A 23,609-nucleotide genomic window follows, 5' to 3' on the forward strand; every position below is an offset into this window, starting at 1 on the left:
TCGGGCCTGCCCCGCCGTCCGGGCCCGAGGCGAGACCGCGGGCCGTACGGACCGGGCAGTGGGGGTGTGAATGCGCAGGCGGATGGTGTTCTCCACGCTCGTGGTCGCCGTCATCGCGGTCCTGCTGCTGGGGCTGCCACTGGGTGCGCTCACCTACACCAGCATCTACGATCAGGCCGAGCGGCAGCTGGAGCAGGAGGCCCAGGTGATCGCGGCCGAGGTCGACAGCGAACTCGAGGCGCAGAACAGCGTCGACCTCGACCGCCTCACCGAGGTGCATCCCGAGCGCTACATCGAGATCCGGCTGGCGGCGACCAACGAGGTACTCACCGCCGGGGGTTGGAACATCGACCCGCGTGCACCAGGCGGGCCGCCGACCGTGCGCGCCACGGCCAGCTCGACCACCGGCAACACCGTCACGGTCTGGCGCGATACCGACCGCGTACGCGAGGGCATCGTCAACGCCTGGGCGGGGATCGCGTCGCTGTCGCTGCTGGCCATCGGCGTGGCCGTGGGCCTGGCGATGCTGCAGGCGCGGCGGCTCACCCTGCCCCTGGTCGACCTGGCGGCCACCGCCGAGCGGCTCGGCTCGGGCATCGTGACGCCCTGGGGGCACCGCTACGGGATCTCCGAAGCAGACCGGGTGGCCGAGGTGCTCGACCGCAGCGCCGAGCGGATCGCCGGACTCATCGCCACCGAGCGGCACTTCGCCACCGACGCGTCCCACCAGCTGCGCACGCCGCTCACCGCGCTGTCGATGCGGCTGGAGGAGATCATCGCCGAAGCCGACAGTCCCGACACCGTCCGCGAGGAGGGCGAGGCGGCGCTCGCCCAGACCGAGCGGCTGGTCGACACGGTCGAGGGCCTGCTGGGCCGCGCGCGCAAGAGCCAGCAGCCCGAGACCGAGCCGATCGCCCTGGACGACGTCTTGCGGCGTTTCGTCGGCGAGTGGGCGCCCATCCTGCGCAAGGAGGGGCGCGATGTCGTGCTGACCGGTGAACGCGGCCTTTCAGCCGTCATACCCGCGACCGATCTCACCCAGATCGTGGCCACGCTGGTCGACAACGGGCGCCGCCACGGCGCCGGCACCGTGACCCTGCGCACGGTCGACGGCGGCGGGTCGGTGCGCGTGGAGGTCAGCGACGAGGGGGCGGGAGTTCCCGACGACATCGCCGGGCGGATCTTCGAACGCGAGATCACCGGCGGCGAGGGCACCGGTCTGGGGCTGGCCCTGGCGCGCCACATCGCCGAATCGGAGGGCGCACGGGTCGAGCTGATCCAGTCGCAGCCCACCACCTTCGCCCTGTTCCTGCCGCCGGCGCCGGGGCCCGTCTCAGGGGCGTCGGCCAGCAGCCCGGTGTGACGGCGGCGGTCAGTAGCCCCGGTCGATCCAGTCCTGCAGGTGCGGTGCCTCGGCGCCGATGGTGGTGGTGTCGCCGTGGCCGGTGAGGACCACGGTCTCGGGCGGCAGGGAGAGCAGGCGGGTGCGGATCGATTCGACGATGGTGGGGAAGTCCGAGTAGGACCGGCCGGTCGCTCCCGGGCCGCCCTGGAACAGGGTGTCGCCGCTGAAGACCGCGCCGATGGAGGGAGCGTGCAGGCAGACCGCGCCGGGGCTGTGCCCGGGCGTGTGCAGCACCTCCAGTTCGATGTCGCCCGCCTGCAGCCACTCGGCGTGCAGCAGCGGAGCGTCGGGCTCGCGGTCGGGATAGACCATCGCCCACAGTTCGGTGTCGTCGGGGTGCACCAGAATGGGCGCGTCGGTCCCATCGGCGAGTTCCGCCGCTGCGTTGACGTGGTCGTTGTGGGCGTGGGTGCACACCACCGCCATCAGCTCGCGGCCGCCCAGCGCCCGGGCGATCGCCTCGGGGTCGTGGGCGGCGTCGACGACGATCGCCGTACGCTCGTTGCCGACGACCCAGACGTTGTTGTCGACCTCCCACTCGCCTCCGTCGAGGCGGAAGGTCCCTGAGGTGACGACCCTCTGGACCCCGTCGGGCGTCTCGGCCATTCAGCGGACCTCCGTCCGGCTCGGGTGCTGCTGGCGGTGCATCTGCGGCGACGCCCCTCGACGTGGTGCGGCCGCTCGGGGCGCGCGTCCGACTGCGCCCGGCCGCGGTGTCGGATCTCCGGGCCGCAGCGGGCGCGCGGCACCACCGTACCGGCGCCGGCCGGCGGAGTGCAGGCCCCGCGCCCGGCGAGTGCGAAACGGTTCACCTGCCGCCGTGATCGGTCCGGGAGGCCGGGGCCGCGGCGTCGGCCGCCTCGTCCGCGGACCGGGCGTTGCCCGCGTTCCGGCTGCGCAGCAGGTTGCGGCGGACCCGGGAGACCACGAACCACACGCACATCAGGCCGATGGCGACGAGCACGGCGTTGCTGAGCAGGCCGCTCCAGCGCTCCAGCACCGGCGCGATCGCCGGACCGAAAGCGAACCCGAGCCCGATCCAGATGCTGTTCCACACCGCGCTTCCGGTGAAGGTGTAGGCGGTGAAGCGCCAGATCCCCATCCGCTCGATACCGGCCGGGATGGAGACGAGGCTGCGCACGAGCGGCACACAGCGCCCGATCAGCACCGCGGGACCGCCCCACCGGGCGAAGAAGCGCTCCGCCTTGTCGAAGTCCTCCAGGTCGAACAGCGGCAGCTTGTCGACGATCCACCGCGTCCGCCGGCGGCCCAGCAGCGCTCCCACGCCGTAGAGCAGCCACGCGCCGACGACCGCACCCAGGGTCGCCGAGAGGATCGCCAGCCACAGGTTCATCTTCTGGTCATAGGCCAAGAACCCCGCGCCGGGCAGGACGGCCTCGCTGGGCACCGGCGGGAAGACGGTCTCGATCAGCAGCGCGAGTCCGACGCCCACCTCGCCGATATCGGTCATCAGACTCAGCACCCAGCCGATGAAGCCTTCGTACTCGGCTCCGGGAACCCCCTGCGCGGCCGGCTTCGCCGCGGCGGATGAGAACAGGGGCCAGGGCGTGGGGTTCATGCGATACCAGCTCCGTCGCACGTAGTCGGGGCAAGCGGGGAACAGGCGGGAACCGGGGGCCGGCGGCGGCGCGCCACCGGTGCCCGCACGCCCGACGAATTCTGCCGCATCGCCGCGTCCGGGCGGGGCGCCCGCCGCCGAGTCCGCCCGCGGCGGACTACGCTGAACTGCGGTTCCGCCGCGGAGCCGGATTCCCGCGGCCGCCTCCGGCCGCGGCGGCGCCTGCGTAGTGCGCGGCGCGGCGCATCCCGCCGTAGGATCGCCCACGTCACCGGGCGGCGAACGTGGGCCGCCCGCCCCGCCAGTGCGGCCGTGCCGCCGACCCGCAAAGGAGACCAGAAGTGACCGAGGACGCCCCCGCCGTCGGCATCGTCATGGGCAGCGACTCCGACTGGCCGGTCATGGAGGAGGCAGCCAAGGCGCTGGAGGTGTTCGGCATCGCCTACGAGGCCGACGTCGTCTCCGCGCACCGCATGCCGCACGAGATGATCGCCTACGGCAGCCAGGCCGCCGAGCGCGGGCTCAAGGTGGTCGTCGCCGGCGCCGGCGGCGCCGCCCACCTGCCGGGCATGCTGGCCTCGGTCACCCCGTTGCCGGTCATCGGGGTGCCCGTTCCGCTGCGCCACCTCGACGGGATGGACTCGCTGCTTTCGATGGTGCAGATGCCGGCCGGGGTCCCGGTGGCGACGGTGGCCGTGGGCGCCGCCCGCAACGCGGGACTGCTGGCGGTGCGCATGCTCGCCGCCCACGACACCGAGCTGCGCGAGCGGATGAGCGGGTTCCAGGAGGAGCTGCGCAGCCAGGCTCAGGAGAAGGGCGCGCGGTTGCGCCGCCAGGTTTCGGGCGACGCCTCTACCGGCTTCGGCGGCGCACCCGACCAGCCGTAGTCGCACGCCGCGCAGCGGAGCGGGCCGGTGCGGCCGCCGCACGCGCCGCCGAGCGGCGGCGGGGAGGTCAGTCCCGGCTCCAGCGGGCCCACACATCGGAGGGGACGCGGTCGACGAGGTCGGTCAGCGCCTCCAGCCGCGACTCGGGGTCGGCCGGCCCGCCGCCGTCGCTGGTGCAGATCAGCACGTCGCGGTCCAAGACCAGGTCGGTGAAGCCGTGCCTGCGCAGGTCGGCGCGCAGCGATTCGGAGAGCAGTTCGACGGCGAAGCGGGTGTCCGGCCCCTCCGCGTAGACGTCGTCGCTGCCGTCGGCCGCGGGGACGTCGCGGATGTAGACGTAGGGCACCAGGACCGGCAGCGCGACGGCGCACACCTCGATCCGCTGCCAGGGCCCCTCGGAGGTGCCGCGGTGCACGTAGTCGAAGATGCGGAACGGGCGCCCGTGGTGGCGTCCGGTGAGTTCGTGGTGCACCCGCCCAAGCGGGCCGGGCGGCAGCGCCGTGCGCGGCCAGCCCTGAATGGCACCCTGGTGGCGCTCGGTATAGGTCCAGCCGTGGGTCTCGGCGAGCTCCCGGCGCTCAGCGGCGCGCTCCGCCTCGACCGGTGGCGCGTCGACCCGGCCCGCCCGGCCCTCGCCGGAGGGGTCGGAGCTGTCGCCGACCAAGGCGCGGAGGAGGCGCGGTCGTCGCATGGTCGCCTCCTACCCCTCGACCGGGTACGTGAACCGGCCGCGTCCGAGAGCGGCGGCCACCCGACGCCTGTGCACAACCATGACCTCTCCCTCACTCCCTCGGGGGCGCCGGCGCTGCTCGCTCACCCCAGCAGCCGGGGCCACTCGATGGCCGGGCAGCGGTCCATGACCATGGTGCGCCCCGCGGCGCTCACCCGCTCGGCGGCGTCCGCGTCGACCACGCCCAGCTGGAACCACACGGTCGCGATGTCGGGGCGGGCCAGCGCCTCGTCGGCGATCCCGCCCGCGTCCTCCGAGCGGCGGAAGACGTCGGCGACGTCGACCTCGAAGGGGATCTCGTCGAGGGAGGCGTAACCCGGCTCGCCGTGGACGGTGGCCGCACTGGGGTGCACCGGCACGATCCGCTTGCCGCGCTCCTTGAGGAACCTGGCCACGCTGTAGGCGGGCCGCTGCGGGTTGTCGCCCAGCCCGACCACCGCCCACACGCGGCTCTCGGTCAGCACCCGGCGGATCGCCGCCTCGTCGGAGACTGCGCTCATGCTCATGTCCCCATCATGCACCGCGCGGCAAAACCGGCTCGCGCGGGGCGCACCGGCTACGGGAATCGGCGGCGCGGGAAACCGGCGGCGGGCCGGTCAGGGGCGGCCGAGGGCGCGGTAGGTCCAGCCGCGCGCACGCCAGTGGGCAGGGTCGAGCGCGTTGCGGCCGTCCACGATCCGCGGCTCGGCCACCACCTTGGCCAGTTCGTCGGGGTCGGCGTCGCGGAACTCCGCCCACTCCGTCAGCAGCAGCACCACCTCGGCGTCGCGGGCGGCCTCCAGCATGCTGTGCGCATAGCGCAGGTCCGGGAACTCCTGCTTGGCGCGCTCCAGCGCCTCGGGGTCGTAGACGGTGACCTTGCCGCCGAGATCGGCGATCGCCGAGGCCACGTGCAGTGCCGGGGAGTCGCGGATGTCGTCGGAGTTGGGTTTGAACGCGGCTCCGAGCACCGCCACCGTGCGCCCGGCGAAGCTGCCGCCGATGAGCCCGCGCGCGATATCGACCGTGCGCGCCCGCCGCCGCTGGTTGATGGCGTCCACTTCGCGCAGGAAGGACAGCGCCGGCTCGACGCCCAGTTCGTCTGCGCGGGCCATGAACGCGCGGATGTCCTTGGGCAGGCAGCCGCCGCCGAAGCCGAGGCCGGGCCCCAGGAACTTGCCGCCGATGCGGTCGTCGTAGGACAGCGCCTGGGCGAGCTTGATGACGTCGGCGCCGGCGGCCTCGGACACCTCGGCCATCGCGTTGATGAAGGAGATCTTGGTGGCGAGGAAGGCGTTGGCGGAGACCTTCACGAGTTCGGCCGTGGGCAGGTCGGTGACCAGGAAGGGAATGCCCTGCTCCAGTTGCGGCGCGCACAGTTCGCGCATGGCGGCCTCGACGACGGGGGAGCCGGTGCCGATCACGATGCGGTTGGGCCGCAGCGTGTCCTCGACACCGAAGCCCTCGCGCAGGAACTCCGGACTCCAGCCCAGGTGGATGTCGGCGCCGGCGGGCGCGCGCTCGGCGATGCGCTCGGCCAGGCGCCCGGCGGTGCCTACCGGCACGGTCGACTTGCCGATGATGACGGCGGTGCCGGTCAGCCGCGAGGCGAGGGCGTCCACGGCGGCCTCGACGAAGGCGAGGTCGGCGGCGTTGGAGTCGGCGCGCTGCGGAGTGCCGACGCACAGGAAGTGGATGTCGGCGAAGGCGGCCGCCTCGTCGTAGTCGGAGGTGAAGCGCAGCCGCCCGTTGTCGAGGTTGCGCACGAGGACCTCTTCCAGGCCCGGCTCGTAGAACGGCACCCGGCCCGCGGAGAGGCTGTCGATCTTGGCGTGGTCGACGTCGAGTCCCAGCACCTCGTAGCCGAGTTCAGCCATGCAGGCGGCCTGCGTGGCACCCAGGTACCCGGTGCCGATGACGGAGATCCTGCTGCGCGTTCCTGCGACCAATGGTCCGTCCTTCCAAGCTGAGCTGCCCTCGCTGCCAACCGCGCCGGCACGGTGCCCGCCCCGCGGCGTTGGCATGCTACCCCCGGGTGTGCACGGGGCGGCGTCGGCGCCGGTGCGCGTACCGGTGCCGTCCGCGCGGCGCCGGGCGGCCGTCCGAAGGCGTGGCGCCCGGTTTCCTCTCGCGTGCGGCCGTTCGGGCCGGTGGGATCCGCGCGCGTCTGTGCGGAGAGTGTTTCCGTCTTCGTGCCCGTCGCAACGTCGAACCGGCCACACGGCACCGCGGGGCGGGTGGAGTCGAGAGATCGCCGATGATCCATGCGATGGTGCGCGCACAGTGTGGCGCTGGGCGAGCAACCGGTCGACCACAAGATTACCCGTGGGTAAAGGATCGCGGTACCCGGCCCGCCCCCGCCGCTTCGCGCTGTGCGGAGGTGCTGTATCCGGCTACGGGCCGGTGTTGCGGTCCTCCCACCGCGGCGGGGTCGAGCCGGTCTCCTCGCCGGCGCCGGCGTATCCCGAGCGGCGCGGCTCGTTCCACCCGGCCGACTGCGGCCCGGTGGGATCGGACACGTGGTAGCGCGGCGGCATGCCGTCGGCGTCCCAGGACATCGTCTGCGTGGTCTGCACGCCTCCCGGCGGCGTGGCGCCGGACTCCGCGGACTGCTCGCGCCACCCGCCCCGCGGTCCGTAGTCGTCGTAGCCGGCAGGTTCGTAGCCGCTGTACGGCCCCTCGTAGTCCGCCTCGCGGCGGATCCGGCGGCGCCAGCGCGACGGCGGCAGGGCGGAGATGAACAGGGCGGCGCCGACCACCGCGAACACGGGCCCCCATGCGAACCACGGGGCGAGACCGTCTGCCGGCTGCAGCAGGTCGCGCACTCCCGGCATCTGCACCGGGAGCCCGGCCGTCTGGACGACACCGGCCGCACCGAGCACCAGGCCGGGCAGCAGAGCCGCCAGCGGCGACAGCCGCGAACCAGTGGCCAGTCCGAGCAGCAGCCCCAGGACCGCGAGGACGGCGACGGAGGGCACCCACTGCGCGACGCCGGGCACGGCGGCCAGGTCGTAGCCGAGGCCGATCCCGGAAGTCCAGTGCGGTCCCCAGGCCAACCCGGCCGCGAATACGGGGGTGAGCAGGATTCCGACGATCAGGCCGAGGAAATGGCGCAATCCGTTGGACATGGCACGGACTCTCCTCATCGCCGACGCGCGGAAGTCTCACGCTAGCCCGGACTGGCGGCCGTGTGCCAGGGGCCGGGCCGGCACCCGCCGGTCCCGCCCTCGACGAGAGCCGGTGTCCCGGGCGGAACCGCCGATTCGCTAGCGACGTTCGTCGCGCTGGAACTGCAGGGTGTCGCTCTCCGGCTCGGGGGAGGTCGCCGCCCAGCGGGGCCGCCCCACGCGGCGGCGCCGCATCGGTGTCGTCGTCTTGTCCGGGTCGCCCTGCGGCTCGGGGCCCGGGGCGGAGCCGCCGCCTTCGCTGGGACCGGGGGCGGTGATCGGCGGCCCGACCGGTTCGGGTGCGTGCTCGGTGCGGGGACCGTATACCTCGTCGGCCGGCTCCTGCGGCGCCGGGGCGGCGCGCCGGGAGCGCCAGCGCGACGGCACGAGCGAGGAGATGAACAGCAGGGTGCCCAGCGGCAGCGCCAGCAGCAGTCCGGGGCCCAGCGGGTGGAACGCCGAATCGTCGGGTATCCAGCCGGGCAGCAGCGCATCAGCGCTGCCCGGAGCCAGCACCGGCCACAGCGCATAGCCCAGCACCAGGCCTCCGCAGCAAAACGCCGCCAGGGGCGAGACGCGCGCCCCCGCCAGAAAACCACAGGCGATCCCGACCGCCATCAGCACGCCGACGGCAGTCAGCGACAGCGGGCCGCCGAAGCCTTCGCCGCCCTCGGCCGTGGCCGAAACCCGCCCGGCGGACCACGCCAGCGCGATCCACAGGGCCGGGGCGGCGGCCGTCCCGGCCAGCAGGCCGATCAGGTGGCGCAGCATCGTGCCTCCTCAGCAGTACGCCGTCGGTCCCCGGCACGCATCCGGGTTTTCCACCGTATCGCCCGCGTGGCGGGGCTTTTCGGACGCGCGTGCCGCTGGCGGCCCCGGCTCGCCGCCGGGAGGGCTGCCCGCGCGGTCGCCGACGCAGCGGCCTGTCACAGCCGCGACGTCAGTCCGAGCAGACCTTTTCGCGGGCGGAGGAGGTGTCGGCGCCCTCGTCGTCCGGCTCCTCGGGAGGGGCGGAGGATGCGGCGGCAGCCTCCGGCGGCGGCTGCACCTCCCGGTAGTTGAACCCCACCACGACCTGGATCCGCCGGTCGAGCTGCGGGTCCTCCTCCAGCGAGGCGCCGGGCACGGACTCGGCGACCATGGCGGCCTCGGCCTTGTGCCCCGGTGCGTGGCGCAGGACGGTCTCCGCCACGTCGTGGCGTGACCAGTTGCGGGCGGGAGCGGGCACCCGGAACCCGGCGTCCGAGAACGCGCGGCTCACGTCGGCGCCCAGCCCGGTGACGCCGGTGCCGTTGAAGACCTGCAGGCTGATCTCGCCCGGCCGGGGCGGCGGCGGGCTCTGCGCCCCGGCCGCGGAGCCGGCGGGCTCCTCCTTCTCGCCGTCGAGCGGCTTGTCGGCGTTGATCTTGGCGAACATGTCCGCGGCCGCCTGGCGGTCCCAGGTCACCGCGACGTCGCCGTGCGGGGTCCGGTAGTTCGTCCGGTCGACGGGGACCGTGGTGAACGTGACGTCGTCCAGGCCGATGCCCCGCAGTTGGCCGGCCAGTTCGTTGATGGTGTCGGTGTCGAGGCCCTCGTCGACGGTGATCGAGCCGAGCGCGGTGTCGACGAAGGAGCCGAAACGCTGCGGGTCCGACAGCGTGTCGGTGCTCAGCGCGGTCTCCAGCATGGCCGAGAGGACCTGCTGCTGGCGGCCGATGCGGTCGAGGTCGCCGCCGGCGGTCTGGCGCGTCCGGGCGAACGCCAGCGCGCGGGTGCCGCCGACACGGTGCGTACCCGCCGCCATGTCCAGGTGCGCCTTGGGGTCGTGGATCGGCTGCGGCAGGCAGACCTCGATCCCGCCGAGGGCGTCGACCATCTCGACGAAGCCGGTGAAGTCCACCTCGACGTAGTGGTCGATGCGCACGTGGGTCGCCGACTCCACCGTCTCCACGGCCAGCGACGGGCCGCCGAGGGAGTAGGCGGCGTTGATCTTGTTCTTGCCGTGGCCGGGGATGTCGACCCAGGAGTCGCGGGGGATGCCCACGACGCTGATGCGGTCGCGGTCGTGGCCGAGGTGGACGAGCATCATCGTGTCGGACCGACGGCCCTCCGCTCGCCCCACCCCAAGCTCGTTCTGCGTGTCCCGGTCCATCCCCTCGCGCGTGTCGGAGCCGATGACCAGGAAGTTCAGTGCTCCGGTGGTCCCTGCCCGCGGTCGGTCGCCGTCGACCATCCCGCCGAACACGTCGGAACGGTCGATCCGCCCCGAGACCCACCCCGTCAGCGACCACGCGGTACCCGAAGCCAGCAGCACCACCACCGACATGGTTCCCGCCAACAGCAGCGCCGCGCGCTTGCGGCGCACCCGGCCGCTGGGCGGAGTGAAGCCGCGCCCGGGCGGCTGCGGCGGGGTCGGCGCGGACCTAACGCGACGGAAACCGCCGCCGTCGGCCTCGTCGTCGCCGCGCCGGTCGTCCCCTGGGCCCTCGCTCACAGCACCCTCCGTCCGCTCGCCGCTCCGCAGTCCCGCGCGGGCGGAACGGGTCGGCGGCGCGGCCGCAAGCGCGCCCCGCCCACGCCGGTTCCGCGTGAACCCACCGGCCCTCGTTCCGCGTCTCTAGGTTGTCACCGAATCCACCGATGGGTCGCCCGATGTCGCCTCTCGGCGTGTTGCCCACTTCCTGGTGTGCGCGCGGCGCGGGCGCCCGGTGGCATCCGGAGCTGTACCTGGGACGCGCGCCGTGCGCGCACGGTTCGACCCACGGCGCGGTGCGCGGGCCGGTGCCGGGCCCGAACCCCTTTCGGCGAAGCGGGAGTGGCCGGTCGCGGCCGGAAAGTGCAGTACCGTATCGACTGCAGAGCCGCGAAGCAGCCTCGCACCCCGTGCAGCCCGATCGTTGGAAGCGCCTGTGACCTGGCCGGCCGTATCCGTTGTCATGCCCGTCCTCAACGAGGAGCGCCACCTGGCCTCCGCGGTGAGCCACGTCCTCGCCCAGGAGTACCCGGGCGAGCTCGAGGTCGTGCTCGCTGTGGGGCCTTCCCACGACCGCACCCGCGAGGTCGCCGACCGCATCGCCGCGGACGACGCCCGCGTGCGGGTCGTGGCCAACCCGACCGGACGGACCCCGGCAGGGCTCAACGCCGCCATCGGGGCTTCCTCGCACTCGATCGTCGCGCGCGTGGACGGGCATGCGATGATGCCCGCCGACTATCTCGCGGTGGCGGTGGGCACCATCGAGGAGACCGGGGCCGACAACGTCGGGGGCATCATGGCGGCCGAGGGCGAGACCCCGTGGGAGAAGGCGGTGGCCGCCGCCATGACCTCCAAGGTCGGTGTGGGCAACGCCCGCTTCCACACCGGGGGCCGGGGCGGGCCCGCCGACACCGTCTACCTGGGCGTCTTCCGCCGCTCGGCGCTGGAGCGCGTCGGCGGCTACGACGAGGCGTTCCTGCGCGCCCAGGACTGGGAGATGAACCACCGCATCCGCACCAGCGGGGGCACGGTCTGGTTCGAGCCGCGGATGCGCGTCTCCTACCGGCCCCGCCCCACGGTGCGGGCCCTGGCCAAGCAGTACTTCAACTACGGCCGCTGGCGCCGGGTGGTCTCCCGCCAGCACAAGGGCACGATCAACCTGCGCTACCTGGCCCCGCCGACGGCGCTGGTCGCGATCGCGCTCGGCCTGGTCGGCGGCCTGCTGTTCTGGCCGGCCTGGCTGGTGCCCGGGGCCTACCTCGCCGCGATCGTGGCCGCCTCCGTCCCCTTGGGCCGCGGGCACTCCGCCACGGCCCGGCTGAGCATCCCGCTCGCGCTGGCCACCATGCACATGGCCTGGGGCGCCGGTTTCCTCACCAGCCCCCGGCACCTCGGCGCGAACTCCCGCGTGGCCCGCGGCGCACGGGAGCAGCACGCGTAACGACGAGACGGCCGCGGGGCCCTGACCACAGCGCCTAGAGGCCGTGTTCAAGAACACCGGTCTGCTGTGCGGTCCTGTTGGGCTTTGTTGGTCGGACGACGGGCGGTCTTCACCGGAAAGCCGCGGCGACGGTGGTGGATGGCCGGGCCTGCGGTGGGCGGGTCGGGTGCCCGCCGGTGGCGGTGGTCGGCGGAGGGCGGCCCCGGTCTGCTGTGCGGCCTTGTTGGTCGGCCGGGTGGCGGGTGGTCTTGGCTGAAAAGCGGCGCCGAGGTCGGTGGGTGGCCGGGCCTGCGGTTGACGGGCCGGGTGCTCGCCGGTTGGGCGTGCGGCGGGGCGGCTCGGGTCCGCTGGGCGGCCTTGTCAGCCTGCCGGGTGGCGGGTGGTCTTGACTGAAAAGCGGCGCCGAGGTCCGCGGAGGGCTTGGCCCGCGCCCAACGGGCCGGGTGCCCGCCGGTGGTGGTCGCGGCGGAGGGGCGGCGTTGGCGGCGGGGCCCGGCCTGGGGTGGTCGGCGGCGGTCATGCAGCAGGTTCAAGGCCACGAGATGCACGTAGATGCGGCGGCATCGGCCTCGGCGCCGCCCCGAGGCGCCACCCTCGTACGGTCATTCCGCGATACGAAACAACGCGGGGTGTTTTATCCGCCAATGCCCGATTCCTCGTTGGGTCCGCACCCGCGCTGCGGCGGCGAGGGCGCACGAGGCGCGCCGAATGGCGCAAAGAACGCCCCTGACGTCGACTTTTCGTGCGTCTCGTGGCCGTTGCGCCCGCCGAGGTCGCCCGCAAAACGGGCATAGGCTCCCAAAAGTCCACCCCATCGGGGGGTGGGGCACCCGTCGGCGACGCCCGGGCGCCACGAGCGACGTGTCGTCGCCCCCTCGGCCCCCGATCCGGCCCCCTTCGGGTCGTGCCAGCGCCGGTATGTCCCTATGTCGGCCCATCCGGCGATGTATCGCGAACTTATGGCCGCGGAATACGCTTTCCTGCGACCATAAGTTCACGATAGACGGGCCAAGCCGCGGGACCGGTGCCACCTATTGCGGGGTCTCGACCAGACAGCGGCCGCAATCCGGTGGAAACCGCGCAATAGATGCGCCGACCGGCCCCCGGTGGCCCAACGCCGCCCCCCGCCGCAACCGCCACCGGCGGGCACCCTACCCGTCGACCGCGGGGGCAGCCCTCCGCTGTCCTCGGTGCCCGTCGTTCCCCGTGAGGCCACCCGCACCCCGGCAGATCAACAAGACCGCACAGCAGACCCGACCCGCCCCGCCGCCGCCCACTGCCACCGGCGAGCACCCGACCCGATGACCGCGGAGCCCGGCCCTTCGCCGTCCTCGGCGCCGCTTCTCCGCACGACCGCCGGACACCCGGCTAACCGTCCTTCAACGCCGCCACCACTCCCGGCACGTCGTCCACGACCACGGCGTCCACGCCCGCATCGGTGAAGCGGGCCGCGTCCACCGGGTCGGGGCACCAGGAGACGACCTCCAGGCCCGCGCGGTGGGCGACGTCGACGGTGTAGGCGACTTCGCGGCGGCCCGGGCGCGGGGGATCGCCGGCGAGGCCGAAGGAGCGGGCGTCGATCGCCACGATCGCGCAGCCCAGGCCGGCGGCGCCGGCCACCGCCTGGTCCAGCGGGTTGCGCACGAAGGGCATCCACGCCAGGGGGACCTCCGGAGCGTTCTCGCGCAGCCACAGCAGCGCCGCCGGGTCGAAGGAGCAGACGAACACGCGCTCGCGGCCGGCCGCCGCGCGCCGGCGCGCGGCCTCGCGGCGCAGCGCCGGCAGCAGCAGGGCCGCGGTCCGCCTCTCGGGTGCGTCGACCGCGTCCTCCATCACGGTCTTGACGTCCACGTCGATCCCGATCCCGACGGGCACGGCCGCGAGCGCCTCCTCCAGGCCCAGCAGACCCGCGTCGCGGCACTCCTGCTCGGGCAGGTCGACGATCACCCTCCCGTCGGGCAGCGCCGCGTCGTGGTGGAGTACGAGGGCGTCGTCGGCGGTGCGCCGTACGTCGATCTCGACCCACTGCGCCCCGGCGCCGACCGCCGCCAGGTAGGAGGCCGCCGAGTTCTCCGGATAGCCCGACTCGCCGCCGCGCCCGGAACCGCGGTGCCCGATCACCTCGGGCGCGCTGAAGACGGTCACGCCCCGGCCTCCCTCTGCGCAGCCCCGGCCGACTCCCCGCCGCGCAGGCGCAGCAGGGCCTCGGCGATCTCCACGTCGCCCGGATTGGTGACCTTGATGTTGGACTCGTCGCCGGCGATGATGCGCACCTCCTCGCCGGGCAGGTAGCGCAGCACGACCCCGCAGTCGTCGGTGGCCACCAGGGCGGGGTCGGCCAGTGCCGACCGGTAGGCACGGCGGATCACGCTTAGGCGGAAGCCCTGCGGCGTCTGCATCCGCCGCAGCGAGGAGCGGGGCGGCATGTCGCGCAGCACCTCGGCGCCCCCGGTGCCGGGGGCCACCTCCACCACCGTGTCCCCGGCGGGCACGGCGACGCCCACGGCCCCCGATTCCGCCAAGGCCCCGACGCACGCGCTGATGACCTCCGGGGTCACGAGCGGGCGCGCGGCGTCGTGGATCAGCACCAGGTCGTCGTCACCGCGGTGCTCCACCGCCCGCAGCGCCGCGGCCGAGGTCTCGGTGCGGTTCTCTCCACCCGGCAGGACGGCCGAGACCTTGCCCATGCCCGCGCCCGACGCGACCTTCTCCGCCTCGGGCAGGTGTGCCGCGGCCATCAGCAGGACGACGTCGTCGACCTCCGGCGCGGCGCAGAACGCGGCGAGGGCGTGCTCCAGTACCGGTCGGCCCGCCAGGGGCAGCAGCTGCTTGGGTCGCCCGGCGCCCATCCGCGCGCCGATTCCCCCCGCCAGCACCGCCGCCGTGACGTGCGGGCGCGCGGCCGGGGCCGAGTCCTGCGGCATCGACTTCCCTCCTGCTGTGGCCGCCGGTGCGGCACGGTCTGCGCCCGCGGGCGCCGGTCGCCGTCGAGGGCTCGGTGCGCCCCGCACGGCACGAGCCGAGGTTAGCCCACCCGCGCCGGTGGACCCGGGCGTAGGCGCATGAGCGCCCGCACCCGCACCGCCCTTGCGCCGGTCCGTTCGAAGGCGCGCCGGTAAGCTTGGCCCGCCGCCGCGCCCCGCGGACCGACGGCTGCGGCACAGACGCACTCCGAAGGAGGTGGCGGTGGCGTCACGGGCGCTGGCCGTCTGGCAGAACCGGCGGGTCGTGGGCCTCTTGGTGCGCCGCGACCTGAAGGTGAAGTACCAGAGCTCGATCCTCGGCTACGCGTGGTCGATGCTGGAGCCCCTGGCGATGGCGGGGGTCTACTTCTTCGTCTTCGGCCTGATCTTCGACACCGACCGCGGCGTCCCCGGCGGCGGCGACGCTCCCGGCGGCTACCCGCTGTTTCTGATCTCGGGTCTGCTGCCGTGGCTGTGGTTCGCCCAGTCGCTCAGCCAGGCGCCCAACGCGATCATGTCCCACAGCAAGCTCATCACGACGATGAAGGTGCCCAGGGAAGTCTTCCCGGTCCAGGCGGTCGCGGCGAAGTTCGTCGACTACCTCTTCACCTGGCCGGTACTGCTCGTCTTCGTCTTCGCGCTGGGCGGGCGCACCACCCCCGCGGGCCTGCTGGTGTGGCTGCCGCTGGCCGTCACGGTGCAGCTCGTCTTCTCGCTGGGTATGACGCTGCTGCTGGCGTCGGTGAACGTGCTCGTGCGCGACGTCGAGCGCGTGGTGCGCATCCTGAACCGGGTGCTGTTCTACTCCTCGGCGATCATCATCCCCTCCGGCCTGGTGCTGGAGTCCGACCGCTTCCCCGCCTGGTTCGTCACGCTTTTCCAGTGCAATCCGCTGCTGGGTATCTTCAAGATGCACCACGCCGTCTGGTACCCCGCCGACGCGCCCGGCGCGCCCGTCCTCGCGACGAGTATCGGGGGCGCTGTGCTGATGCTGGCCGCGGGATACCTGACGTTCCGGCGCCTGGAGACCTCCGTGCTGAAGGAGCTGTGATGGCCGAGCCCGTGATCGAGGCCGAAGGGCTCGGCATCCGCTTCTCTGCGCACCGCAAGCGGCGGCGGAGTCTGCGCGAGGTCCTCCTCGGCGCCCGGCGCGGCCCCGCGGCGGCGGGCGGCTCCTTCTGGCCCGTGCGCGGCGCCTCCTTCAGCGTCCACCGGGGCGAGTGCGTCGGGATCGTCGGCAAGAACGGCACCGGCAAGTCCACCCTGCTGAAGATGATCGCCGGGGTCCTGATCCCCGATGAAGGCCGGGTGGAGGTCCGCGGCAGGGTGGCGCCCCTTCTGGAGTTGCGCGCCGGGTTCAACGGGCAGCTCACCGGGCGCGAGAACATCCGCCTCGTGGGTTCCCTGCACGGGATGAGCCAGGAGGCCCTCGACGAGCGCTTCGACGAGATCGTGGACTTCGCCGACCTGCGCGGCGGCTACATCGACATGCCCGTGCGCCACTACTCCAGCGGGATGAAGGTGCGCCTGGGCTTCGCGCTGGTGGCCCAACTGGAGCACCCGATCATGCTGGTCGACGAGGTGCTGGCCGTCGGCGACCAGGAATTCCGGCAGAAGTGCTACGCCGCGATCGAGCGCATGCTGGCCGACGGCCGAACGATGGTGCTGGTCTCCCACAGCGACGCAGACCTGCGCCACTTCTGCGGCCGCGGCCTCTACCTCAAGGACGGGGCGGTCGCGCTGGACTCCGGCATCGACACCGTGCTCGACGCCTACCAGCAGGACCTCACCGCCGAGGAGGGCGGCCCGGCCCCCTCCGGGGAGGCGCGCGAGGAGCCCGCCGGCGAGCGCGCCGCGCCAGGCGCGCCGTCCCGGCGAGGGGGCGCCGAGGCCGCCGCGGGAACCGATGCCGGGCGAAAAGACCCCGGCGCGAGGCGGCGGATCCGCGGGCGCGACGGCGGTGGAGGCGGCGCCGCCTGATCCGGGCCGCCTGATCCGCGCGGCGGCGCCGGCCGCCCTCACCGACCGCGCCGGCGCGCGCCTCGGGGCGCGGGAGCTTTCCAGGCCGGGACGAACCGGGACGACACGCAGGTTCGCGGGTGCCGATGGTTGCCATCACTACCCCGCCGGGTACACGGTGAACGCGAGGCCGCGTGGGAGGGGCACTGCCGTGTCTGATGTCGATGCGCGCGCGGGCCGCGGGGGCGGCAGGCGCACGGGGCGGTTCATCGGGCGGTCGCGCGGCGGTCGGATGAGCCCGGCCGCCATGTCCCGCATCGGGCTGGTGCTGGCCGTCGCGGCTGCGCTGTGGTTCACCGAGGGCGGGCTGCGCGGCGCCGTGTGCGGGGCGCTGCTGCTGGGCGCCGTCGCGGGCACCGACCTGCTCGCCGAGCGGCTGCGCAATGGGCGCCGCGACCGGCTGGACCTGTGGCTGGCCCAGGTGCTGGGGCGGCTGCGCGAATACGTCGTCTACGCCGGACTGGCCATCGGCGGCACGGCCGCCGGTGTGCCCGACGCCTGGGCCTGGGCGGCGGGCGCGCTCATCGCGCTGGCGCTGCGCGACTCCGCCGCGGCGGCGCGCAGCGCTCGGGTGGGCGAGCCGGAGTGGACACCGGAGTCGGGACTCGCCAGACCCGTCGACGCCGTCGATCCCAGCCGCCACCTCGACGACGGCTCACCCGGCGACCCTTCGCTGACCGCGGAACTGCTGGGTGACGGCGATTCGGGTGAAGGCGAGGGCGGTGCGGACGACGGTCGGCGCTCCGACCGCCGCGTGCCCCGGTTCGGGCCGCCGCCGGGTATCCGCACCGTGCCCAAGGGTGCCGCGTGGCCGGGCTGGGATGCCGGCCGCGCGGAAGTCTGGGGCGAGCCGAGGGCCGAGACGCCGGACGCCCCGGACGGCACGCGGTCCTCAGCCGCCGAAGACCCGCACGGCGACTCCGCCGACCGCGCGGAGAGCACCGCCGCGACCGGCGGCCGCCGCGGCCGCGCTCCCGCGGACCGGCGGCGCTCCCCGCCGCTCGCGCGCCTCGCGGCCTTCCCCCAGGCCGCGCGCTTCGGGGCGGTGGCGCTGACGATAACGATTTGGGACGTCCGAGTGACGTTCATCGCACTGATCGTGGGCTGCGCCCTCGCGCTCACCGGTGAACTCATCGGCGGCCCGGCCAGAGACACCGCGAGGTGAACCATGGGCGCTTCCCCGGCACCGCCCGCACGCGACGGCGTGGACCTGCGCTTTCTCCGTGACGACGGACATGTGAGCACCGCTCTGGGCCGCCTCGCGGCCGGCGGGCTGCCGCCGTTGCTGCCCACGCTGGCCGGTGCGCTCGTGGCGGGTGTGCTGATGCTGACGGGGCTGCACCAACTGTCAGGTATTACCCTGTTCGCACCGGTGGCGGCGCTGCTGCTCTCCGGGGTCGCATCGGGTCACCCGCACGACGGACGATTCGACCGGCTGGTCCCGCCCCTCCTGCGCGCGACGGAGTATCTTTACCTCCTCGCGCTCGGTTACGGGTCCGGTGTGCCCCTTCCGCTGGTCTTCGCGCTCTTGACCGCGGTGGCGCTGCACCATGCCGACGCAGTGCACCGCACCCGCACCGGTCTGCGTCCGTCCGCCTGGGTCATGCGGGCCATGCTCGGATGGGACGGCCGGATGCTGGTTGCGGCCGTCGGCGGGGCACTAGGTTGGCTGCCGTTCATCTACGGTGTGCTGACGGGTTACCTCGCCGTGCTGCTCGTCTGGGAGGCCACGACGAGCTGGCTGGCGGCCCCGATCGCGGAAGCCGGGGCTCCGCGCAACGAATCGGGAGGCGTGGACGCCTCCACGAGTTAAGGAGGAACACGCCCACATGCTCGGTATGGTGCTGGCCGCAGGAGCGGGCCGCCGACTGCGCCCCTACACCGACACCCTGCCCAAGGCGCTGGTGCCGGTCGACGGTGACACGACCATCATGGACATCTCGCTGCGCAACCTCGCCGCAGCGGGCCTGACCGAGGTGGTCGTCGTCGTGGGCTACCGCGCCGAGGCGGTCGAAGCGCGCAAGCAGGAGATGGAGCGCCGCCACGGCGTGCGGCTGACCCTGGCCTACAACGACAAGGCCGAGGAGTGGAACAACGCCTACTCCCTGTGGACCGCGCGCGAGTACTTCTCCGAAGGCGTCCTCCTCGTCAACGGCGACACCGTCCATCCGGTGAGCGTGGAAGAGACGCTACTCGCCGCCCGCGGTCCCGAACTCCTCCTCGCGGTGGACAGCGCCAAAACTCTCGCCGACGAGGAGATGAAGGTGATCTTGGACGACTCCGGCCACATCAGCCGGATCACCAAGCTCATGGACCCCGCTGAGGCGGCCGGCGAGTACATCGGCGCGACCCTGATCGAGGGCTCGCTGTCGGCGGGACTGGCCGATGCGCTCCAGGCCACCTGGGAGCGCGACCCCCAGCTGTACTACGAGGACGGCTTCCAGGAGCTGATCGACCGCGGCGGCAAGGTCGCCGTCGCGCCGATCGGCGAGGTCGACTGGGTAGAGGTCGACGACCACGACGATCTGGACCGCGCCAGGGAGATCGCATGCCGCTACTAGCCCGCATGGTCAACGCGCCGCTGGCCATCGACGTGCGCCAGGGTGCCATCGCCTCACTGGGAACCGTGCTGGCCGACCGCCGCATCGCCAACGAGGGCCGCATCGCCGTGGCGGTGGGCCCGGGCCAGGGCTCCCAGATCGCCGCCGAGCTGGACCTGCCGAACTGCGAGGTCTTCAAGGTCGAGGGCGGCAGTGTCGACGTTGCCACCGAACTGGGCAAGAAGCTGCGTTCGGGAGCCTACGAGGCCGTGGCCGGCATCGGCGGTGGAAAGACGATCGACGTCACCAAGTTCGCCGCGGCGATGGCCGGCATCCCCATGGTCGCCGTGGCCACCAACCTCTCCCACGACGGCATCGCCTCGCCGGTCAGCTCCCTGGAGCACGAGAGCGGCAAGGGGTCCTACGGCGTCACCATGCCCGTCGCGGTCGTGGTCGACGTCGACTACGTGCGTGCCGGGCCCCAGCGCCTGGTGCGCTCGGGCATCGGCGACGTGGTGAGCAACCTGTCGGCCATCGCCGACTGGGAACTGGCCGGACGCGAGCAGGGCGAGCCCGTCGACGGGATGGCCGTCACGTTCGCGCGCACCGCCGCCGAGGCCATCGTCAACCGCCACGACACCGTCGACTCCCAGGACTTCCTGACCGCACTGGCCGAGGCGCTCGTGCTCTCCGGAATGGCCATGTCGGTCGCCGGTTCCAGCCGCCCGGCGAGCGGCGCCTGCCACGAGGTGCTGCACGCCATCGACCAGCTGTATCCGGGCACCAGCAACCACGGGGAGCTGGCCGGTATCGGCGCGCTCTACGCCTACTTCCTGCGCAGCCGGTACCAGGGTCTGGGGGAGGGGCGGATGGACGACATCCTGGCCTGCCTCCGCCGCCACGGCCTGCCGGCCCTCCCGAAGGACGTGGGCTTGGACGAGGAGCAGTTCGCACGCGCGGTGGCCCACGCCCCCGCCACCCGGCCGGGACGCTACACGGTACTGGAGCACCTGGCCCTTTCGGACGACGAGATCAGGCGGAGCGTGGCGGAATATGGCGAAACCATCGATCGCTGAGGTGCGTTCGGGCGGCCAGCCCGAAGGCATCAAGGAGCGGCTGAACGAGGAGCACTGGGCGGGTCGGCTCTACATGCGCGACCTCTCGCCCTACTTCAGCGTCGTGTTCATCCGCATGGGCGTGCCGCCCAACCCCATCACCTACCTGATGATGGGCACGGGCGTGCTGGGCGGCGCCGTCCTGGCCCTGGGCGGTCTCTGGTCGGCGCTGCTGGCGGTCGTGCTGGTGCAGCTGTACCTGCTGCTGGACTGCTCCGACGGCGAGGTCGCGCGGTTCACCGGGCGCACCAGTGTCGCGGGCATCTTCCTGGACCGTATCGGCCATTACCTGGCCGAGGTCGCCCTGCTCATCGGGCTCGGCGTGCGCGCCCAGGGCGGGCTCGACGCCGGCGGCTGGGTGATCGGCGGCATGGCCGCGGCGCTGGGCGCCGCCCTGATCAAGGCGGAGACCGACAACGTCGTGGTGGCCCGCGCCAAGGCGGGGCTGCCCGAGAAGATCTCCGACGCCGCCCTGCAACCCCGCTCGCCGCGGCTGGGCATGGCCCGCAAGGCGGCCGCGGCGCTGCGGTTCCACCGGGTCATCCAGGCCGTCGAGCTGTCGTTTTTGGCCCTGGCCACCGCCGTCGTCGACCTGGTGCGCGGCGACCTGCTCGCGACCCGGGCCCTGGTGGTGGTGTGCGTGGCGGTGGCAGTCCTGCAGACCTTCCTGCACATGGTCAGCGTGCTCGCGTCGCGGCGCCTGGAGTAGCGGCCGCGGGCCGCTCGGGTGGTCCGCGGGCAGTCGGGTCGGCCGCGTATGCCGCGTCACACCGGCAGCGCGAGCCGATCGCCCTTATCCTTTCGTTAGCAGCGCCATGCGATTGTCATCCTGCGTCCACCATGCGTCCACGTTCACGAACGGTTCCTATGACCAGTCCAGGTCTGCCGACCCCTTTTGAATCCGCGTCCGCCGAGTCACCCGCGGTCGCGGCCGAAGAGGCCGCTGTCCGCGACGCATTCCCTTCCCGTACCGTTAACGTCGAGGGCACTTCCGACATGGAGGACCCCTCGGTCGGCCAGGGAGGGGAGCAGCGCTTGAGGATCTCCTGCGTCATCCTGACGATGGGGACCCGCCCGGCCGAGCTGCGCCGGGCCGTCACCAGCGTGCTGGAGCAGGAGGGCGCCGACCTGGAGCTGGTCGTCGTCAGCAACGGGGCCGAGCTGCCGCCGCTGCCCGAGCAGGTCGTCACGGTCCACCTGCCCGAGAACATCGGGATCCCCGAGGGGCGCAACCACGGGGTCAAGGCGTGCAGCGGCGATATCGTGCTGTTCCTCGACGACGACGGCTGGTACCGCTCGCGCGACCTGGCCCGCCACGTCAGCCGGCGCTTCGCCGCCGACCCCGGGCTGGGCATCCTCACCTTCCGCATCGTCGACCCCGACGGCGGTCCGGACCAGCGGCGCTATGTGCCGCGGCTGCGCGCCGGAGACCCGCTGCGCTCCAGCCGGGTCACCACGTTCCTCGGCGGGGCCGCGGCCGTGCGCCGCGCCGCGTTCGAGAAGGCGGGCGCGCTGCCGGGCGGCTTCTTCTACGCCCATGAGGAGAGCGACCTCGCCTGGCGCGTGCTCGACGCCGGCTACCACATCGAGTACGACGCCGAGGCGGTGATGTACCACCCCTCGACCCATCCCAGCCGCCACGAGGACTTCTACCGGCTCAACGCCCGCAACCGCGTCTGGCTGGTGCGCCGCAACCTGCCCTGGACGCTGGCGCTGGGCCACCTGGCGGTGTGGATCGGCATCACGGTGCTGCGCGTGCGTTCGCTGTCCGCGCTGCGGGCGTGGTTCCGCGGCTTCGGCGAGGGATGGCGCGGCGACTGCGGCCCCCGCTCGCCGATGCGCTGGTCCACCGCCTGGCGCATGACCCTGGCCGGGCGCCCGCCGATCATCTGAGCATCGGCGCTGGGCGCTTCGCCGCCGTCGGCTGACGCCCGGTCACAGCTTTCCACTGCTCACAGCGGCATGCGCTTGACGGGCTCCGCGGTCGGCTCCACGTCGGCGGCCACGGGCGCGCGATCGGCCCGGACCTCGCCGCCGAGTTCGATCCGGGCCTGCTCCGGCAGGGGCATGCTCGGCGCGGCCGTCCCGGCCCACTCCTGCAGGTGGCGCACGAACGCCTCCGCCTGGATCGGCCAGTGGTAGGACGCGCGGGCGATGGCGTGCCCGGCGGAGCCGAAGCGCTCGCGGGTCTCGGTGTCGTCGCGCAGCCGCAGCACCGCGTCCGCCGCCGCTGCGGCGTCGCCGTAGGGGACGACCGTGCCGCACGCCCCCTCGGGGCGCTCGGAGACCAGCGAGACCGCCGCCGGGTTGGGTGTGCTGATGACCGGCAGCCCGTGGGCCATGTACTCGACGACCTTGGTCGGCAGCGAGCTGCGGTAGTTCGGCGTGTCCTGCAGCAGGCAGATACCCGCCAGGGAGCCGCCGATCATGCGCAGCGCCTGGTCGTTGGGGACGAACCCGTAACACTCGACGGCGCCTTCGTGCTGAGCTTCGCGCAGCATCGGCCGGATTCCGGGGTCGGCGGCGCCGATGATTTCGACGCGCACGCCGTGCGGGCGCAGTCGGCGGCCCATCTCGACCAGTTCGTGGGCCCCACGGGCCTCTGACAGGTGCCCGAGGTAGACCACCCGGTCGGTGCCGGGGCTCCGTTCGGGCTGCTCGGGGACGTAGGTGGTGTTGGGAACGACCGGGTGCGGCTGGGCGAAGCGGTCGCGGTAGCCCTCCTCGGCGAGCAGCAGGTGCATCTGCTGCTCGGCGCGCCGCTCGAAGCCGCGCACCACCGGGCCCAGCGGGCGCCGCAGCGGGCGCGGCATCCACGGCTTGGTCAACAGCGCCGCCGCGGCGTCCTCGTGGACGTCCCACACGGTGGCGGGGCGCCGGCGCGGCAGCGCCATCAGGAGTTCGGGATCGTGGAAGAGCAGCACGTCGGCCTGCGGAGCGTGGTGGGCCAGGGCGGCGCGGGCCGCCCGCAGCGACCCCAGGCGGCGCCGGCCCGACGCCCGCGGGACGTCCACCGGATCGAGTTCCTGCCACGGCGTGACGCCGCGGTCGGCGAACGGCGCCATGTAGGTGACCCGATGTCCGGCGTCGAGCAGGGCACGGATCTGGCGGTGCAGAATGCGCGCGTCTTCGGGATGGTGCACCACGGTGGCAACGAGAGCGTGCATATGCGAGTTCACCACTTCCGAACGCCGGTTTCCGGGCGATTCTCCCAGTAGAGCTGTTTGCCCGGTTCTCGACCCTAGTGGGAAGAGGAAACAGCACGTGAAAAGCAGGGTTACACCCGGAGGTTATGTGCGTGAATCCGGCGCGCCCCTGTGCAGTCGCGC

The 23,609-nt window shown here is 73.2% G+C and carries 22 protein-coding genes; 11 read left to right on the plus strand and 11 right to left on the minus strand.

Translation table 11 applies throughout. The features are described from left to right. Window positions 1-70: 70 nt before the first annotated feature. Window positions 71-1,363 (plus strand): ATP-binding protein, encoded by a 1,293-nt coding sequence (locus EKD16_RS03115; RefSeq protein ID WP_131097003.1) that lies wholly within the window; start codon window positions 71-73, stop codon window positions 1,361-1,363. Window positions 1,364-1,372: 9 nt separating this feature from the next. Here the strand turns inward: EKD16_RS03115 and EKD16_RS03120 are convergent, their stop codons facing one another. Both EKD16_RS03120 and EKD16_RS03125 read right to left on the minus strand, forming a co-directional pair. Further along, complete coding sequence (locus tag EKD16_RS03120) at window positions 1,373-2,011, minus strand: MBL fold metallo-hydrolase (protein WP_131097004.1); 639 nt, start codon at window positions 2,009-2,011, stop codon at window positions 1,373-1,375. 202 nt (window positions 2,012-2,213) lie between these two features. Then, window positions 2,214-2,984 (minus strand): DedA family protein, encoded by a 771-nt coding sequence (locus EKD16_RS03125; RefSeq protein ID WP_131097005.1) that lies wholly within the window; start codon window positions 2,982-2,984, stop codon window positions 2,214-2,216. Between the two features lie 341 nt (window positions 2,985-3,325). Between EKD16_RS03125 and purE the strand changes: the two genes are divergently transcribed. Next, window positions 3,326-3,871, plus strand: coding sequence for a 5-(carboxyamino)imidazole ribonucleotide mutase (gene purE, locus EKD16_RS03130; protein ID WP_131097006.1), 546 nt, complete (start codon window positions 3,326-3,328; stop codon window positions 3,869-3,871). Between the two features lie 67 nt (window positions 3,872-3,938). Here purE and EKD16_RS03135 read toward each other — a convergent pair whose 3' ends face one another. The 6 genes from EKD16_RS03135 to EKD16_RS03160 form a co-directional block, all read right to left on the minus strand. Next, window positions 3,939-4,562 (minus strand): hypothetical protein, encoded by a 624-nt coding sequence (locus tag EKD16_RS03135; protein WP_242677211.1) that lies wholly within the window; start codon window positions 4,560-4,562, stop codon window positions 3,939-3,941. 122 nt (window positions 4,563-4,684) lie between these two features. Beyond that, on the minus strand, window positions 4,685-5,101 hold the full coding sequence (locus tag EKD16_RS03140; RefSeq protein ID WP_131101957.1) for a CoA-binding protein: 417 nt from the start codon (window positions 5,099-5,101) through the stop codon (window positions 4,685-4,687). 96 nt (window positions 5,102-5,197) lie between these two features. Then, the gene (locus EKD16_RS03145; RefSeq protein WP_341351867.1) at window positions 5,198-6,529 is read right to left on the minus strand and encodes a UDP-glucose dehydrogenase family protein; all 1,332 of its coding nucleotides are present in this window, start codon (window positions 6,527-6,529) and stop codon (window positions 5,198-5,200) included. Window positions 6,530-6,973: 444 nt separating this feature from the next. Next, the gene (locus EKD16_RS03150) at window positions 6,974-7,708 is read right to left on the minus strand and encodes a hypothetical protein (RefSeq protein ID WP_131097008.1); all 735 of its coding nucleotides are present in this window, start codon (window positions 7,706-7,708) and stop codon (window positions 6,974-6,976) included. A gap of 138 nt (window positions 7,709-7,846) precedes the next feature. After that, window positions 7,847-8,518 (minus strand): hypothetical protein, encoded by a 672-nt coding sequence (locus tag EKD16_RS03155; RefSeq protein WP_207391418.1) that lies wholly within the window; start codon window positions 8,516-8,518, stop codon window positions 7,847-7,849. A 169-nt stretch (window positions 8,519-8,687) separates the two neighbouring features. After that, window positions 8,688-10,223, minus strand: coding sequence for an LCP family protein (locus EKD16_RS03160; protein WP_131097009.1), 1,536 nt, complete (start codon window positions 10,221-10,223; stop codon window positions 8,688-8,690). A 415-nt stretch (window positions 10,224-10,638) separates the two neighbouring features. Between EKD16_RS03160 and EKD16_RS03165 the strand changes: the two genes are divergently transcribed. Further along, on the plus strand, window positions 10,639-11,643 hold the full coding sequence (locus EKD16_RS03165; RefSeq protein WP_131097010.1) for a glycosyltransferase family 2 protein: 1,005 nt from the start codon (window positions 10,639-10,641) through the stop codon (window positions 11,641-11,643). 1,368 nt (window positions 11,644-13,011) lie between these two features. Here the strand turns inward: EKD16_RS03165 and EKD16_RS03170 are convergent. Together EKD16_RS03170 and EKD16_RS03175 are read right to left on the minus strand one after the other, a co-directional pair. Then, a complete protein-coding gene (locus EKD16_RS03170) occupies window positions 13,012-13,788 on the minus strand; it encodes a glycerophosphodiester phosphodiesterase (RefSeq protein ID WP_131097011.1) in 777 nt (258 codons plus the stop codon). Continuing rightward, window positions 13,785-14,567: an IspD/TarI family cytidylyltransferase gene (locus EKD16_RS03175; RefSeq protein ID WP_131097012.1), complete on the minus strand. Its 783-nt coding sequence runs from the start codon at window positions 14,565-14,567 to the stop codon at window positions 13,785-13,787. The genes EKD16_RS03170 and EKD16_RS03175 overlap by 4 nt, the downstream gene beginning before the upstream one ends. Window positions 14,568-14,829: 262 nt before the next feature. Between EKD16_RS03175 and EKD16_RS03180 the strand changes: the two genes are divergently transcribed. The 8 genes from EKD16_RS03180 to EKD16_RS03215 all read left to right on the plus strand — a co-directional run bounded on the left by EKD16_RS03180 (window position 14,830) and on the right by EKD16_RS03215 (window position 22,173). Then, window positions 14,830-15,657 carry an ABC transporter permease gene (locus tag EKD16_RS03180; RefSeq protein WP_131097013.1) on the plus strand — a complete coding sequence of 276 codons (828 nt, stop codon included), beginning with the start codon at window positions 14,830-14,832 and terminating at the stop codon, window positions 15,655-15,657. Further along, on the plus strand, window positions 15,657-16,586 hold the full coding sequence (locus EKD16_RS03185) for an ABC transporter ATP-binding protein (protein WP_131097014.1): 930 nt from the start codon (window positions 15,657-15,659) through the stop codon (window positions 16,584-16,586). The genes EKD16_RS03180 and EKD16_RS03185 overlap by 1 nt, the downstream gene beginning before the upstream one ends. 286 nt (window positions 16,587-16,872) lie before the next feature. Continuing rightward, window positions 16,873-17,790: a hypothetical protein gene (locus EKD16_RS03190; protein WP_131097015.1), complete on the plus strand. Its 918-nt coding sequence runs from the start codon at window positions 16,873-16,875 to the stop codon at window positions 17,788-17,790. A 3-nt stretch (window positions 17,791-17,793) separates the two neighbouring features. Continuing rightward, window positions 17,794-18,438 carry a DUF5941 domain-containing protein gene (locus tag EKD16_RS03195; RefSeq protein ID WP_131097016.1) on the plus strand — a complete coding sequence of 215 codons (645 nt, stop codon included), beginning with the start codon at window positions 17,794-17,796 and terminating at the stop codon, window positions 18,436-18,438. 16 nt (window positions 18,439-18,454) lie between these two features. Continuing rightward, a complete protein-coding gene (locus EKD16_RS03200; RefSeq protein WP_131097017.1) occupies window positions 18,455-19,186 on the plus strand; it encodes a phosphocholine cytidylyltransferase family protein in 732 nt (243 codons plus the stop codon). Window positions 19,187-19,191: 5 nt separating this feature from the next. Then, entirely contained in the window at window positions 19,192-20,241 is a 1,050-nt protein-coding gene (locus tag EKD16_RS03205; RefSeq protein WP_131101958.1) for an iron-containing alcohol dehydrogenase family protein, read from the plus strand. Continuing rightward, a complete protein-coding gene (locus EKD16_RS03210) occupies window positions 20,219-20,989 on the plus strand; it encodes a CDP-alcohol phosphatidyltransferase family protein (protein WP_131097018.1) in 771 nt (256 codons plus the stop codon). The genes EKD16_RS03205 and EKD16_RS03210 overlap by 23 nt, the downstream gene beginning before the upstream one ends. 287 nt (window positions 20,990-21,276) lie before the next feature. After that, window positions 21,277-22,173, plus strand: a complete 897-nt coding sequence (locus EKD16_RS03215) for a glycosyltransferase family 2 protein (protein WP_242677380.1) — start codon at window positions 21,277-21,279, stop codon at window positions 22,171-22,173. Between the two features lie 59 nt (window positions 22,174-22,232). Here the strand turns inward: EKD16_RS03215 and EKD16_RS03220 are convergent, their stop codons facing one another. After that, entirely contained in the window at window positions 22,233-23,447 is a 1,215-nt protein-coding gene (locus EKD16_RS03220) for a glycosyltransferase family 4 protein (protein WP_131097020.1), read from the minus strand. Window positions 23,448-23,609: the final 162 nt, after the last annotated feature.

This window comes from Streptomonospora litoralis (assembly GCF_004323735.1).
In the GTDB taxonomy this organism is placed as follows: Bacteria; Actinomycetota; Actinomycetes; order Streptosporangiales; family Streptosporangiaceae; genus Streptomonospora; species Streptomonospora litoralis.

Coding starts and splice junctions, on each gene's coding strand:
- EKD16_RS03200 (WP_131097017.1), top strand. CDS start 18,455: ATGCTCGGTATGGTGCTGGCCGCAGGAGCGGGCCGCCGACTGCGCCCC.
- EKD16_RS03195 (WP_131097016.1), top strand. CDS start 17,794: ATGGGCGCTTCCCCGGCACCGCCCGCACGCGACGGCGTGGACCTGCGC.
- EKD16_RS03210 (WP_131097018.1), top strand. CDS start 20,219: ATGGCGAAACCATCGATCGCTGAGGTGCGTTCGGGCGGCCAGCCCGAA.
- EKD16_RS03140 (WP_131101957.1), bottom strand. CDS start 5,101: ATGAGCGCAGTCTCCGACGAGGCGGCGATCCGCCGGGTGCTGACCGAG.
- EKD16_RS03175 (WP_131097012.1), bottom strand. CDS start 14,567: ATGCCGCAGGACTCGGCCCCGGCCGCGCGCCCGCACGTCACGGCGGCG.
- EKD16_RS03205 (WP_131101958.1), top strand. CDS start 19,192: ATGGTCAACGCGCCGCTGGCCATCGACGTGCGCCAGGGTGCCATCGCC.
- EKD16_RS03120 (WP_131097004.1), bottom strand. CDS start 2,011: ATGGCCGAGACGCCCGACGGGGTCCAGAGGGTCGTCACCTCAGGGACC.
- EKD16_RS03185 (WP_131097014.1), top strand. CDS start 15,657: ATGGCCGAGCCCGTGATCGAGGCCGAAGGGCTCGGCATCCGCTTCTCT.
- EKD16_RS03190 (WP_131097015.1), top strand. CDS start 16,873: ATGTCCCGCATCGGGCTGGTGCTGGCCGTCGCGGCTGCGCTGTGGTTC.
- EKD16_RS03220 (WP_131097020.1), bottom strand. CDS start 23,447: ATGCACGCTCTCGTTGCCACCGTGGTGCACCATCCCGAAGACGCGCGC.
- EKD16_RS03125 (WP_131097005.1), bottom strand. CDS start 2,984: ATGAACCCCACGCCCTGGCCCCTGTTCTCATCCGCCGCGGCGAAGCCG.
- EKD16_RS03115 (WP_131097003.1), top strand. CDS start 71: ATGCGCAGGCGGATGGTGTTCTCCACGCTCGTGGTCGCCGTCATCGCG.
- EKD16_RS03155 (WP_207391418.1), bottom strand. CDS start 8,518: ATGCTGCGCCACCTGATCGGCCTGCTGGCCGGGACGGCCGCCGCCCCG.
- EKD16_RS03135 (WP_242677211.1), bottom strand. CDS start 4,562: ATGCGACGACCGCGCCTCCTCCGCGCCTTGGTCGGCGACAGCTCCGAC.
- EKD16_RS03150 (WP_131097008.1), bottom strand. CDS start 7,708: ATGTCCAACGGATTGCGCCATTTCCTCGGCCTGATCGTCGGAATCCTG.
- EKD16_RS03215 (WP_242677380.1), top strand. CDS start 21,277: ATGGAGGACCCCTCGGTCGGCCAGGGAGGGGAGCAGCGCTTGAGGATC.